At 57.2% G+C, this 11,088-nt stretch carries 11 protein-coding genes; 5 read left to right on the top strand and 6 right to left on the bottom strand.

Annotated features, from left to right (window positions below; all coding sequences use genetic code 11):
* Positions 1–467: 467 nt before the first annotated feature.
* The gene (gene crcB / locus ACJY2L_RS20675) at positions 468–845 is read left to right on the top strand and encodes a fluoride efflux transporter CrcB (RefSeq protein ID WP_439214377.1); all 378 of its coding nucleotides are present in this window, start codon (positions 468–470) and stop codon (positions 843–845) included.
* A gap of 96 nt (positions 846–941) precedes the next feature.
* A complete protein-coding gene (locus ACJY2L_RS20670; RefSeq protein WP_439214357.1) occupies positions 942–1,754 on the top strand; it encodes a sugar phosphate isomerase/epimerase family protein in 813 nt (270 codons plus the stop codon).
* On the opposite strand, the gene ACJY2L_RS20665 is transcribed toward ACJY2L_RS20670, so the two are convergent.
* Together ACJY2L_RS20665 and ACJY2L_RS20660 are read right to left on the bottom strand one after the other, a co-directional pair.
* Complete coding sequence (locus ACJY2L_RS20665; protein WP_439214356.1) at positions 1,751–2,347, bottom strand: alpha/beta hydrolase; 597 nt, start codon at positions 2,345–2,347, stop codon at positions 1,751–1,753. The genes ACJY2L_RS20670 and ACJY2L_RS20665 overlap by 4 nt on opposite strands.
* A gap of 20 nt (positions 2,348–2,367) precedes the next feature.
* On the bottom strand, positions 2,368–2,859 hold the full coding sequence (locus ACJY2L_RS20660; RefSeq protein ID WP_439214355.1) for a GNAT family N-acetyltransferase: 492 nt from the start codon (positions 2,857–2,859) through the stop codon (positions 2,368–2,370).
* A gap of 144 nt (positions 2,860–3,003) precedes the next feature.
* Here ACJY2L_RS20660 and ACJY2L_RS20655 point away from each other — a divergent pair, with 144 nt between their 5' ends.
* Positions 3,004–4,836, top strand: coding sequence for an ABC transporter ATP-binding protein (locus ACJY2L_RS20655; protein WP_439214376.1), 1,833 nt, complete (start codon positions 3,004–3,006; stop codon positions 4,834–4,836).
* Between the two features lies 1 nt (position 4,837).
* Here ACJY2L_RS20655 and ACJY2L_RS20650 read toward each other — a convergent pair whose 3' ends face one another.
* Both ACJY2L_RS20650 and ACJY2L_RS20645 read right to left on the bottom strand, forming a co-directional pair.
* Positions 4,838–5,965 (bottom strand): GNAT family N-acetyltransferase, encoded by a 1,128-nt coding sequence (locus tag ACJY2L_RS20650; protein WP_067426875.1) that lies wholly within the window; start codon positions 5,963–5,965, stop codon positions 4,838–4,840.
* Positions 5,966–6,064: 99 nt separating this feature from the next.
* Positions 6,065–7,459, bottom strand: a complete 1,395-nt coding sequence (locus ACJY2L_RS20645; protein WP_067426878.1) for an MFS transporter — start codon at positions 7,457–7,459, stop codon at positions 6,065–6,067.
* Positions 7,460–7,817: 358 nt separating this feature from the next.
* Here ACJY2L_RS20645 and ACJY2L_RS20640 point away from each other — a divergent pair, with 358 nt between their 5' ends.
* Positions 7,818–8,993: an HD-GYP domain-containing protein gene (locus tag ACJY2L_RS20640; RefSeq protein WP_439214354.1), complete on the top strand. Its 1,176-nt coding sequence runs from the start codon at positions 7,818–7,820 to the stop codon at positions 8,991–8,993.
* Here the strand turns inward: ACJY2L_RS20640 and ACJY2L_RS20635 are convergent.
* Positions 8,990–9,751: a hypothetical protein gene (locus tag ACJY2L_RS20635; protein ID WP_439214353.1), complete on the bottom strand. Its 762-nt coding sequence runs from the start codon at positions 9,749–9,751 to the stop codon at positions 8,990–8,992. The genes ACJY2L_RS20640 and ACJY2L_RS20635 overlap by 4 nt on opposite strands.
* The gene (locus tag ACJY2L_RS20630) at positions 9,751–9,948 is read right to left on the bottom strand and encodes a hypothetical protein (protein ID WP_067426889.1); all 198 of its coding nucleotides are present in this window, start codon (positions 9,946–9,948) and stop codon (positions 9,751–9,753) included. The genes ACJY2L_RS20635 and ACJY2L_RS20630 overlap by 1 nt, the downstream gene beginning before the upstream one ends.
* A 353-nt stretch (positions 9,949–10,301) precedes the next feature.
* Between ACJY2L_RS20630 and ACJY2L_RS20625 the strand changes: the two genes are divergently transcribed.
* A complete protein-coding gene (locus tag ACJY2L_RS20625) occupies positions 10,302–10,799 on the top strand; it encodes a TIGR00645 family protein (protein ID WP_439214352.1) in 498 nt (165 codons plus the stop codon).
* The last annotated feature ends 289 nt before the right edge of the window (positions 10,800–11,088 follow it).

Here is an 11,088-nt window from a genome sequence, read left to right as displayed (position 1 = left end):
GGTCCGTGAAGAAATGTGAACCGACGAGGGTACCCGCCTGTGGCGGGCGGTTGTGTTTGCCGGATAGCCGGGGTGCAGGGGCGGGGCGCATGCCGCCCCTGCTCGGGCTGCCTTCAGGCAGAACGAAATGGCCGTTGACCTTAAGACGTTGACCTTAAAAGCCTGCCCGAAGGGCAGAACGAAATGGCCGTTGACCTTAAGACGTTGACCTTAAAAGCCTGCCCGAAGGGCAGAACGAAATGGCCGTTGACCTTAAAGACGTTGACCTTAAAAGCCTGCCCGAAGGGCAGAGCGAAATGGTCGTTGACCTTAAAGACCTTGACCTTAACGCTGCCTGCAAGGCAAAGCCCACCCATCTGCCAGACAAAAGCCGCCCGCTTCCGGGCACCCCGAAACCGCGGTTGACCTTGACCTCTGGCCGCCTGCAAGGCAACACTATCCCTCCTTTGTTTTGCTGGAACTGGATTGTGTTGAAATCGATGCTGGCCGTGATGCTGGGCGGTGCCGTGGGCTGTACGCTGCGCTGGTTAATCTCGCTGCGCTTTAACGCGCTGTTTCCTAATCTGCCGCCGGGAACGCTGATCGTTAACCTGGCGGGCGGCTTTATTATTGGCGCGGCGATGGCGTGGTTTGTGAAAAATCCGCAAATCGATCCACTGTGGAAACTGCTGATCGTCACCGGCCTGTGCGGCGGGTTAACCACCTTTTCGACCTTCTCGGCAGAGATTCTTATGATGCTGCAATCGGGCAAATATCTCTGGGCGATGGGCAGCGTGCTGGTGCACGTAGTGGGTTCACTGCTGATGACCTTTGCCGGATTCACGCTGATGACGCTGCTGAGCTGAGACTCAGCTTTACGCATTTTCTTACCAAAACCAGCGGCTTAATCGCAGAGACTTCCTAAACTCACTGTTATTAACCGGTGAGTTAGCGAGGAGACGATGCGTAATCCAACATTTTTAAATCTGGTGCTGCTGTCGGGCGATGCGGCGCAAAAGCTACGTGCGGCCAGCGCCGCCGGTTTTGAGCAGGTGGAAATCTGGCGGGAGGATGCCGGGCAGAATACCGCTGCGCTGGCGCAGCTGGCAGGCGAAATCGGCCTCGGTTTTACCAATCTGCAAGTGCTGCGCGATGCCACCGGCGTACCCACCGCGCAGCGTGAGGCGAAACGTGAAGAGGCGCGGATGTTCTTCCAGCTGGCAAAACAACTGGGCTGTGACACGGTGCAGGCGCCCGCGTCGACAGATAAACAGTGCGTGGCGGAGAATATCGATGATGACCTGCGCTGGCTCTCTGCCGAAGCGGCGCGTCACAACCTGCGGCTGATGTATGAGCCGATGGCCTGGAGCCAGATCGACTATACGCTGCCGCAGGCCTGGCAACGTTTACAGCGGCTCGATCTGCCCAACGTCGGTCTGGTAGTCGATCTGTTTCACATCTGCGCGCGCGGCGGCAGCGTCAGCGATTTGGCGGGCATTCCGATGCACCGCATCTATGAAGTACAGCTGTGCGATGTCGCCGAGCCGGTATCGCCGCAGGAGATGGATCGGCTGTTTGATACTGCACGCCATCGGCGTCAGTTGCCGGGCGAGGGCTATCTGCCGATAGCCGAGTTTGTTGACTACCTGAAAAGCGCAGGCTATGCCGGTCCGGTGGGCATTGAAGTCTTTAATGACCATCTAAAACAGCTGTCGGCAGAGGCAGCGGCGCAACGCGCTTTTCAGGCGTTACGCCGTGCCTGGCCGGAAGATTAATCGAGCAGGCACTGCGCGATAAAGGTGGCGGCGCGGCGCGCACCCTGGCCGGAAATAGTATGGCCGGTAGCGGGCTCAAACTGCGTTTCCACGTGTACGCCAGCGCCTTTCAAACGCAGCGCCGCCGCTTCGCTCTCCATCCACGGAATTACGTCGTCATCCTGACCGTGCACGATCAGCGCGGGCGTGTGGGTGCAGGGCGACAGCGCTGATGTGGCGAGCCGACCCGAAAACGCCACTACGCCAGCAAACTGCCAGCGGCCTGACGCCAGCGCATCCAGCGCCATGATCGAACCCTGCGAGAATCCCACCAGAATGACCCGATCTTCGGTCACGCTGTGCGCCTGCAAAAGAGCACGCAGCTGTTGATCGAACGCCTCCCGTGCCGCCAGCACACGTCCTGGACGGTTCTGTTCGGTAATCGCCTGCAGACTAAACCACTGAAAGCCCGCGCCGTGTTCAAAATGGAAGGGAGCATCAGGGGCAGCAAAGCTCACGCCCTGCAAGAGCGGCGCCCAGTGCTCGCCCAGTCCAGCCAAATCGTCGCCGTTGCTGCCGACGCCGTGCAGAAATATCACTAAGCCTTTTCGCATATGCATACCTTTTTTACTGATTACGCCAGTCTGGCCATGATGGTAACGTCACGGTACTGGCCTTCCCGCAGCGCAGCACGGCGGCGTACACCTTCCTGTTCAAAACCCATGCGTTCATAGAGCCGAATGGCGCGCTGGTTATCGGTGAAGGCTTCCAGTTCAAGCCGCGTGGCGCCAAACCAGTTAAAGGCGTAATCGATCGCTGCTGCGACCAGCTGTTGGCCGACGCCGCGCCCGCCGTAGTTGGGATCGACCACCAGGCCAAACCCGATCGTTTGCCGAATGCGCACATTGCTGTTAATGAACAGGCTAATTTCACCCACCACCTGGCCATCCATTTCCGCCACGAAGCCGGGCGCGCCGTCGTTTGCCTGACGCTCGAACTTTTTACGCCAGCTATCGAGGGTAGGAAATGGCAGCTGAAGCGTCCACTGATAAACCTCAGGATAACTGTGGATGCGCTGACAGGCCGCGGCATCGCTGATTTCCCGGCCCCTGATCGTAATGTCCATCGCCTCTCTCCGTGTTGCGGGCTAAACGATTATATTGCAACCAAATTTGCCACAGGTAAACCGGCATCTCCGGGGGGAATAACGGAAGCGGTAATGATTTTGCACTACGCTAAAGGCTTCGAATGGACTGAATATGGACCCGCTATGTTGTATCGCCGTTTCGAGAGATTCATCAATATTTTCCAGGATGCGCCCACCGGTGCGCCACCCGATCGGGTGGGTGCCTTTTACTGGTTTTATCTGCGCCAGGTCTGGCCCAGCTTTGTGGCGCTGCTGGCGGTGGGGCTGGCTTCCTCACTGATCGAGGTGGCACTGTTCAGCTATCTCAGCCGGATTATCGATCTGGTTAATCACGCCTCACCGGCCACGCTGTTCAGCGAGAACTGGCCGATTTTGCTCTGGATGGCCATTGTGGCGCTGATTTTACGGCCAGTGGTGATGGGTCTGCACGATCTGCTGGTGCACCAGAGCATTAACCCGAGTATGACCAGCATGATCCGCTGGCAGCATCACAATTACGTACTGCGCCAGAGCCTTAACTTTTTCCAGAGTGACTTTTCCGGCCGCATCGCCCAGCGCATCATGCAAACCGGCAACGCCCTGCGTGACTCTGCGGTCCAGCTGGTGGATGCCATCTGGCACGTGGTGATCTACGCCGTGACCTCGCTGGTGCTGTTTGCGCAGGCGGACTGGCGGCTGATGATTCCGCTGGTGCTGTGGATTATCGGATACAGCAGCGCGCTGCGTTACTTTGTGCCGCGCGTGAAGGCGCGTTCAGTGGTCTCTTCAGAGGCGCGTTCAAAGCTGATGGGCACCATCGTTGATGGCTACACCAATATCGCCACCATCAAGCTGTTCGCCCACAGCGATCTGGAGCGGCAATATGCCCGCGAAGCGATCACCGAGCAGACTGAGAAGACGCAAATTGCCAGCCGAATGGTCAGCAGCATGGACGTTACGCTGTCGATTCTCAACGGCCTGTTGATTGTGGCCACCAGCGGCCTGGCGCTCTGGCTGTGGAGCCAGTCGCTGATCAGCGTGGGAGCCATAGCGCTGGCGACCGGTTTGGTGATCCGTATCGTCAACATGTCCGGCTGGATCATGTGGGTGGTCAACGGCATCTTCGAAAACATCGGCATGGTGCAGGATGGCCTGAAAACCATCGCCCAGCCGCTGAGCGTGCAGGATGTGCCGCAGGCGAAAAGCCTGCAGGTGACGCGCGGAAACATTCGTTTTGATGCGGTGCAGTTCGACTACGGCGGCAGCCGTCAGGTGATCAACAACCTCAATCTGGATATCAAACCCGGTGAAAAAATTGGCCTGATCGGCCCGTCCGGCGCCGGCAAATCGACGCTGGTTAACCTGCTGTTGCGGCTCTATGACATCAACAGCGGCCGCATTCTGATTGACGATCAAAATATCGCGCAGGTCAGTCAGGAGAGCTTACGCGCGCAGATCGGCATGATTACCCAGGACACTTCGCTGTTGCACCGTTCGATTCGCGAAAACCTGCTGTATGGCCGCCCGGATGCCAGCGAACAGGAACTGGCGCTGGCGATTCAGCGCGCCCGGGCCGACGAATTTATTCCACTGCTCTCCGATGCGCAGGGCCGCATCGGGCTGGATGCGCACGTCGGCGAGCGCGGCGTTAAGCTTTCTGGCGGTCAGCGCCAGCGTATCGCCATCGCGCGTGTACTGCTGAAAGACGCGCCGATACTGATCATGGATGAGGCGACCTCGGCGCTGGATTCTGAAGTGGAAGCGGCCATTCAGGAGAGCCTGGAAACGCTGATGCAGGGCAAGACGGTGATTGCCATTGCGCACCGGCTCTCCACCATCGCCAAAATGGATCGGCTGATTGTGATGGAGCACGGCCAGATTGTGGAGATGGGCAGCCACCAGCAGCTGTTGGCACAGCAGGGATTGTACGCCCGCCTGTGGCAGCATCAGACCGGTGGCTTCGTCGCGGAGGAATAAGCTACGCCTCGCCACGACGGTAGGGCAGCGCGCCAAGGGCATCGTCCGCCCACTGCAGCACCGCGGCGCGCTCCTCTTCCAGAAAGTCGCCCACCGCATCGCGCAGACCGGGATGCAGCAGATAGTGCCACGATGAGGTGATCTGCGGCGCAAAGCCGCGGATCAGCTTGTGCTCGCCCTGGGCACCGGCATCAAATTCGCGCAGGCCATGCGTAATGGCAAACTCCATGCCCTGATAAAAGCAGGTCTCAAAATGCAGGCGATCAAACTCCGCCAGACAGCCCCAGTAGCGGCCATACAGCGTACTGCCGCTGACCAGGCTGAACGCCATCGCCACCGGCTGCGTCTGCCGTTCGGCGATTACCACCTGAATCTTTTGCGGCATTCGCTCCGCCAGCAGGCTGAAAAATTCACGGCTTAAATAGGGATACTGGCCGCGTACCGCATAGGTGTTGACGTAGCAGTGATAGACAAAATCCCACTGACTTTCCGTGAGCTCATCGCCGCGATACCAGACAAACGCCATATCCGCCGCCGCCACCTGCTCACGCTCTTTGCGCAGCTGTTTACGCTTGCGCGACATCAGCGTGTCGAGGAAATCCTGAAAGTCGCGGTAGCCGGGATTGTGCCAGCGATACTGGCAGCCGAGGCGCAGCAGCCACTCTGGCTGCGAGGCGAGCAGATCGTTGCTGGCCGCATCGGTAAAGTTGATATGGGCGCTGCTTAACTGATGCTGAAGCAGATATTCCGGCAGGGCGCTCAACAGCGCGGCGCTGGCAGCGGCATCGCCCAGCACGCGCGCGCCGCCGACTGGCGTAAACGGAATCGCGCCCAGCCATTTGGGATAATAGGGCAGATTGGCGCGGCGACAGGCATCTGCCCATCCTTGATCGAAAACATATTCGCCGCGGGAGTGGCTTTTGCGGTAGCCGGGCAGCGCCGCCAGCAGCTGGCCATCCTGCTGCCAGAGCAGATGATCGGGCTGCCAGCCGGTGGCGGCGCTAACGCTGCCGCTCTCTTCCAGCGTGCTGAGAAAGGCGTGGCTTAAAAAAGGATTATCATCGGGCAGCAACCGATCCCAGTCGGCGGCGGCAAGTTCAGACAGGGCGGTAACACGAACTAACGGCATTGCAGGCTCCCGTACAGCATTGACGGACAGCCCTATAGTCAAGCAGGTTTTGCCGCGACTGCAAAGGTCGCCCGCACGCAATGTGTGCGGGCAGAATCCTCAGGCATGGCCGGTAACCTGCGGTTTATCATCGGCGTAGCGCGGTGCGGCGGCATCGTCCTGCGCATCGCCCACGCGATGAATCGGCCCCATCACAAACAGGAACAGCAGCGCGGCAACGATGCAGTGTGCGGCCACAAACAGCAGGCCGATGCCGTAGCTGCCGGTCAGCGCCACAATGACGCCAAACAGCAGCGGGGTTAAAATCCCGGCGATATTGCCGATGCCGTTGAAGATAGCGCCCGCCAGGCCAACCGCCTCTTTCGGCGCGGTATCGCTGATCACCGCCCAAGTGCCCGCGCCCGCTGCCACGCCTTTACCGAAGAAGGCGAACGACATAATGGCGATGATCCAGACGTTGCTGCTCACCACCGCCGCAATCACCAGCGTTGATGCCATCAGCATGCCAACAATATAGGGCGTTTTGCGCGCCCACGAGATGCTCCACCCCTGAGTAATCAGCCGGTCGGAAATATAACCGCCGGAGATACCGCCGAGAAAACCAAACAGCGCGGGCGCGATGGTGGCAAAACCGGCATCAAGAATATTCATGCCGCGCGACTGCACCAGATAGATCGGAAACCAGGTAATGAAAAAATAGCTCAACGCGATGATGCAGTACTGGCCGATGTAGGCGCACCACAGCATGCGATTGTTGAGCAGCTTTTTCACCGTCGCTTTGCTCAGACGTGAAGGCGCGGTGCGCGCCGCATGACTGTCGATCTCCACCAGCGCGCCGCCGTCAACGATATGGCGCAGCTCAGCGGGCGATACGCCGGGATGCTGGCGCGGCTCTTTCATAAACCACATCCAGATAAATACCGTCATCACGCCGATGCCGCCGAGCACAAAGAACGGCCACTCCCAGCCAAAGCGTGACACCAGCCAGCCGGAAAGCGGTGAGAAAATCGCCACGGCGAAATATTGCGACGATGAAAACAGCGACGATGCGCGGCCACGCTCCGCTTTAGGAAACCACATGATGGTCACGCGTGCGTTGGCGGGAAAACTCGGCGCCTCAATCAGGCCGAGCAGGAAACGCAGGGCGAACATCAGCGCCAGCGCGCCGGTTAGCCCCTGCGCAAATTCACCGACAAAACCCATGGCAATGGTAGCCAGCGACCACAGCGCCAGCGTAATGCCATACACGCGTTTGGTGCCAAAGCGATCCAGAAACAGGCCGCCGGGGATCTGGCCGATCACATAGGCCCAGCTGAACGCCGAAAGGATCAGGCCGAGCTGGATGGGCGACAGGCCGAACTCCTGTTTAATCGCCGAACCGGAAATCGACAGGATAGAGCGATCGGCGTAAGCCACCACCGACAGCAGCAGAATCAGCATCAGGATCCAGATGCGCACGTAACTCGTTTTCTCAGCCAGCGGGGCTTTCAGCATGGGGTCATTCCTTCTGAGCGGGAGAGAGAGACAGCGAAATTTCAGCTGAAAAGCAAATATAGGAAGGCGCGCCTTAACGGTCATTGGGCGAATGGTGAAAAGCAGGGCGGGAAAATAGGGGCATTTTGGCATCCACCACAAGTGAAGTTGCGGTGCGCCACAGATTCAACGGTAACGCTAAGTTATTACAGGGAATTGTGCCGGGGATCGAGATAAAGGGCGTAACGATGGTCTATGTCAGGGATGCGGCGGCGCATAACAAGCCAGCCGATCGACGCTTTTTTTACCCAATTGCAATGAAGTAATTTCGTCGATCTGCCGATAGATCCGGTATTAAAGGCTATTCAGGAACACTATCGTGATTAAGCTGATCCCCGTCAGCGAACTGTTACCCGGGATGTTTCTCCATAAGCTTGAAGTATTTTGGGTGCACGATTCGCGCGTGCGCAACCAGGTGCTGCTGACCGATCCGCGCCAGATCGCGGCGATCAAAGAGAGCGGCATTGAGAAAGTCTGGATCGATCTTGCCAAAAGCGTGCCTCATGCATCCGCTAACAGCGAGACGCCAGGCGTGCCTGCAATAACGCCAGGCGGATTTGACAGTGAAGTGGAGCGCGCTCGCCAGATTTTCCAGCAGGGGAAAGGGCAAATCATGGCGATGTTTAACGAGGCGCGCCTTGGCACCTCGCTGGATCTCACCAGCGCATCCGCATTGGTAGACGACATTGCCGGATCGGTGAAGCGCCATCCTTCGGCGTTGCTCAGCGTGGCGCGCCTGAAAAACCACGATGATTATACCTGGCTGCACTCTATGGCGGTGTGCGCGCTGATGGTGTCGCTGGCGCAAAAGATGGGCTACGACGATGAGCAAACGCTGCGCGCGGGCATGGGCGGGCTGCTGCATGACATCGGCAAAGCGTCGGTGCCGTTGGCGATTCTCAACAAACCCGGCAAGCTGACCGATGAGGAGTTCATCATCATGCAGCAGCATCCGATAATGGGCGCGCAGATGCTGATGGAGGCCGAGGCGGACGCTGATATTATCGATATTGCGCTGCACCATCACGAGAAATTTGACGGCAGCGGTTATCCTCACCGGCTGGCAGGAAAGGCCATCAGTGAGCTGTCGCGGATGACCGCGGTATGCGATGTGTATGACGCGATCACGTCGATGCGGCCTTATAAAGAGGGCTGGAATCCGGCTGAGGCGATGCACCGTATGGCCAGCTGGAGCGGTCATTTTGACCGCGCCATCTTTCATATGTTTGTGAAGTCGCTGGGGATTTATCCGGTGGGATCGCTGGTGCGCCTGGCGTCAGGGCGCGTTGCGCTGGTCACTGAGGTGGGCAACACATCCCTGTTGCGCCCTAAGGTCAATATTTTCTATTCGTTGCGTACCCAGCGGGAAATACCCCCTGAGGCCCTGGATCTGGCAGACAGCTTCTGCTGCGACAGCATCATCGGGCCTGAGGACAGTAACCTGTGGCAGCGCTTTAATCTCAGCAGCGTCTGGCGCGCAGGTGCCACCGCTTAGTGGGGTTTTATCTTCAGGGCCAGTGCGCTGGCAGGATCAAACAGCGACAGACTTTCGATTTGATCAAGCATAATCACTTTACGAAACGCCATCGCTGAGGTCGGCTTCGAGGTCAGCGAGATATGATGTTCGTCATACCAGGCGCTGTAGTTGTGCTCCACCACCAGATTCAGCGTTTGTTTATCGCGATAGCCGCTAAGAAACGGAATCAGCACGATGTTATTGGTATTGGGATTACCGCTGTCGAAGGTTGCGGTGTGAATCATGCCGATATAAATACGCCGTGAAGTCAGCGTCACCCACGCCAGTTCGCCCTCTTCCATACATTGATAAAGTAAACCTTCGACGCCGTTGGTGTGCGAAAGCTGTTTATAGAGCCTCTGCCGCCCGCTGGAATCGAGACGTGCGCTACCTGACCAGTTTGAGCGATACAGACAGAGCAGCACGGTAAAAATCAGCGTGATCAGCACCGGTGCCTGCATGCCCAGGAAGCTCCAGTTCATGAACTCCATCTGGTAGTGATAGTAAACGTCCTGCGAATGCGGAAAGCTGTTACGTACCACCGAAACGACTAACAGCATCAGCCAGATTAAACCGGTAGCAATCAGACCCTGAACCACAAAAATGCAGCCGTAGAGCGCGACCAAAAAGTAAACGTCCCAGCCGAATGAACGCTTAATTTTAAAGCGTGACGACAAATCGCGGCTGGTGTACCAGTAGCCGCACACCATTAACACCATAAAAATTGCTGTACTCATCAGGCTCTCTTCAGTGCGTTGACATGTTTCATAAAGTCGGCCTGCACCGCCTCGTTTTGCAGGTTTACCGTGGCTTTGCCATCTTCATCGATAAAAATACGTTCCCCTTCAGCCAGTGAATCTTCAATCTCGCTGCGATTGATCACCTGCAGTAATTTTTCCGGGCTGGTAAACAACGATCGAATAATTTTGAACATGTTTTTCTCCTGTGAAAAAAAAGTTTACGCGTAACCACACAAATCACCAGGGAGATAACTCTGGATTCACGACAGCAGGCGCAACAAGCGCAGCGGTGAATCTGGCTACAGCGTAAGCGGTACGCGGGAAGATCGACTTTTCAGCACTTGCGTTATTTTTTTACGCTAAACCGCTATAACGATAGCTTATGGATAAAACAGCCGCGCAGCACACTGCTAGCGCGGTTGGCTCACGGTAATGTTCCACGCCGATGGCAAGGGATAACCCTGCACAACGACATGACGATTCCCTGAATTAACTTCACATTTCATGCGGTATACTGCGCAACCTGTTTACTCACCGACTGGAAATTATGGAACGCTTTATTGAAAACCTGATGTACTCTTCGCGCTGGCTGCTGGCGCCGGTTTACTTTGGTCTTTCTCTTGGTCTGCTGGCGCTGACCGTTAAGTTTTTTCAGGAAATTTTTCACATCCTGCCCAATATCCTCAGCATTGCAGAGAACGATTTGATTCTGTTGTTGCTCTCGCTGGTGGACATGACGCTGGTCGGCGGTTTGTTGGTGATGGTGATGCTTTCCGGTTACGAAAACTTCGTTTCCAAGCTCGATATCGACGAACACAAGGAAAAGCTGAGCTGGCTGGGAAAAATGGACTCCGGCTCGCTGAAAAACAAGGTGGCCGCCTCGATCGTCGCCATTTCGTCGATTCACCTGCTGCGTGTTTTCATGGAAGCGCGCAATGTGTCGAACGATAAGCTGATGTGGTACGTGATTATCCACCTGACGTTTGTGCTGTCGGCCTTTGTTATGGGCTGGCTGGATAATATGTCGCGGACAGAGAAGAAGTAAGCAGGTGGGGCAGCGGCCTTACGCAGGCGGGGCTTTTGCCTTACGCAGGCGGCGTTTTAAGGTCAATGTCTTAAGGTCAAAGGCCATTTCGTTTTGCCTGAAGGCAGGCCGGGCAGGGCCAGGTCAAAAGCCATTTCGTCCAGGCTGAAGGCAGCCCGGGCAGGGCCAGGTCAAAGACCATTTCGTTCTGCCTGAAGGCAGCCCGGGCAGGGCCAGGTCAAGGGCCATTTCGTTCAGGCTAAAGCCTGCCCGAGCAGGGCCGGCAGTCGCCCCGGCCCTGCACCCGCGC

Source organism: Duffyella sp. Ts4 (assembly GCF_051851875.1).
Taxonomy (GTDB): domain Bacteria; phylum Pseudomonadota; class Gammaproteobacteria; order Enterobacterales; family Enterobacteriaceae; genus Duffyella; species Duffyella gerundensis.
Note: the sequence above shows the minus strand (reverse complement) of the source record. Positions and strands in the feature narration are given on the sequence as shown.